This window comes from Streptomyces flavofungini (assembly GCF_041028215.1).
GTDB classification, from domain to species: domain Bacteria; phylum Actinomycetota; class Actinomycetes; order Streptomycetales; family Streptomycetaceae; genus Streptomyces; species Streptomyces flavofungini_B.
This window is the reverse complement of record NZ_JASKYR010001113.1, coordinates 1-1,921: the sequence shown is the minus strand read 5'-3', so window position 1 is coordinate 1,921 and position 1,921 is coordinate 1. Positions and strand designations below refer to the sequence as shown.

The following is a 1,921-nucleotide window of genomic DNA, read 5'->3' as shown; positions in this document are numbered from 1 at the left end:
AGGTGGTGCGCGTCGGAGGTGACGCCGCGCACTTCACCGGGCTGCGCGAGGAGGCGCGGCGGCTGCCGCAGCAGGTCGGCCACCGCTGGCACGAGCGCGCCCTGCTGTACGACCGCAACTCACCCGCCCACGGACCGGCCGCCGCGCGGCGCGCCGCCGGGGAGCGGGCGCGCGCGGAGCCCCCGGACCTCGCCGCCTACGGCAGCACCCTGATAGGCGCCGTCCTCACCGAGGACATGGTGTTCTGCTGGCAGCTCGGCGACGGCGACTTCGTGCTGGTCGACGACGGCGGGACCCCGCGCACCCCGCTCTGGACCGGGCCCGACATGGGCGACGAGACCGACTCGCTCTGCGCGCCGGAGCCCTGGCGCAAGACGCGCTCCTACTGGCAGCCCTTCACCGGCGGGCCGCCGCCGTGCGTGCTGCTCTCCACCGACGGGCTCTCCAAGAGCTTCACCGACGACCAGGGCTTCCTGGACTTCGCCACCGGCGTCCGCGGCCGAGCCGCCGAGCAGGGTGTCGAAGCGGTCCAGGCCCAGCTCCCGGACTGGCTGGCGCGCGCCGCCACGTTCTCCGGGGACGACACGACCCTCGTGGGCGCCATCGCGGTGCCCGCCCAGCGCAGCGACGACCCGTCGAGGCAGGAAGGAACAGCATGACGAACGGCATGCTCGCCGCCGGAAAGACCCTGGTGGCCGAGTCGGGGGAGAAGCTCAAGGTCGCCGAGCTCTTCGGCTCCGGCGGCCAGGGCGAGGTCTACCGCGTCCAGACGCCCACCGGCGACCGCGCGGTCAAGTGGTACTACCCCCAGCTCGCCGACGCCCGGCAGCGGACGATCCTCGAAGGCCTCATCGACAAGGGCTGGGACGACGACCGCTTCCTGTGGCCGCGCTCCATCGTGATGGACCCCGAGGGCAAACAGCCCGGCTTCGGCTATGTGATGGACGTACGGCCCGCCCGCTTCTGCGACCTGCCCGCCCTCTTCCGCCGCGACCCCTCGGTCTCCGCCGCGACGATGCGCACCCTGGTCACCGTGGCGCTGCACACCGTCGAGGCCTACCGCGCGCTGCACTCGCGCGGCATCGCCTACCGCGACATCAACTGGGGCAACATCTTCTTCGACCCCCGCACCGGCGACATCCTGGTCTGCGACAACGACAACGCCGTCGTGGAGGGCGCCGAGGCGGCCGTCGAGGGCACCATGGACTTCATGGCGCCCGAGCTGGTCAGGGGCGACCGGGGTGCCATGCCCGGCACCCAGAGCGACCTGCACTCGCTCGCGGTGCTGCTCTTCTACCTGCTGATCAACGACCACCCCTTCAACGGCGCCCTCCAGCTCAGCATCCGCTGCCTGGACCCGGCGGCCAAGCGGAAGCTGTACGGCACGGACCCGGTCTTCGTCTACGACCCGAACGACAACCGCAACCGTCCGGTGCCGAGCGAGCAGCCGACCATCGTCGCGAGCTGGAACGCGCTGCCGCAGATCCTGCGCGACCTCTTCGTGCGCACCTTCACCGACGGCCTGAAGAACCCCTCGCTGCGGGTGCGCGAGTCGCAGTGGCGCGAGGCGCTCAGCCAGGTCCTCGACGCCATCACGCAGTGCGGCGTCTGCGGCAAGCAGAACCTCACCCAGCCGGACGGCGCGCCCCCCGAGTGCTGGAAGTGCCGCACCACCCTGACCCTGCCGCCCCGCCTCGAACTGGTCACCGGCACCGGCACGCTCCGCACCCGGCGCGGCATCCGGCTCGCCCCGAGCGCCCGCGTCTACGCCCACCACCTGCGCGAGGACCCCGACCGGCACGACTTCACCGCCGTCGTCGGCGAGGTCACCGAACACCCGCAGCAGCGCGGCCGGTTCGGCCTGACCAACCGGACGCGGTCGGTGTGGACGGCACGCAAGGACGACGGGACCGTGCGCGAC

Annotated in this window: 2 protein-coding genes; both read left to right on the top strand. The window is 72.5% G+C overall.

What is annotated here, in order from left to right:
* Positions 1–659: protein phosphatase 2C domain-containing protein (locus tag AB8Z36_RS38905; RefSeq protein ID WP_369218083.1), on the top strand; the 659-nt coding region annotated here is incomplete at its 5' end.
* Positions 656–1,921: protein kinase domain-containing protein (locus AB8Z36_RS38900; protein WP_369218082.1), on the top strand; the 1,266-nt coding region annotated here is incomplete at its 3' end. The genes AB8Z36_RS38905 and AB8Z36_RS38900, both read left to right, overlap by 4 nt.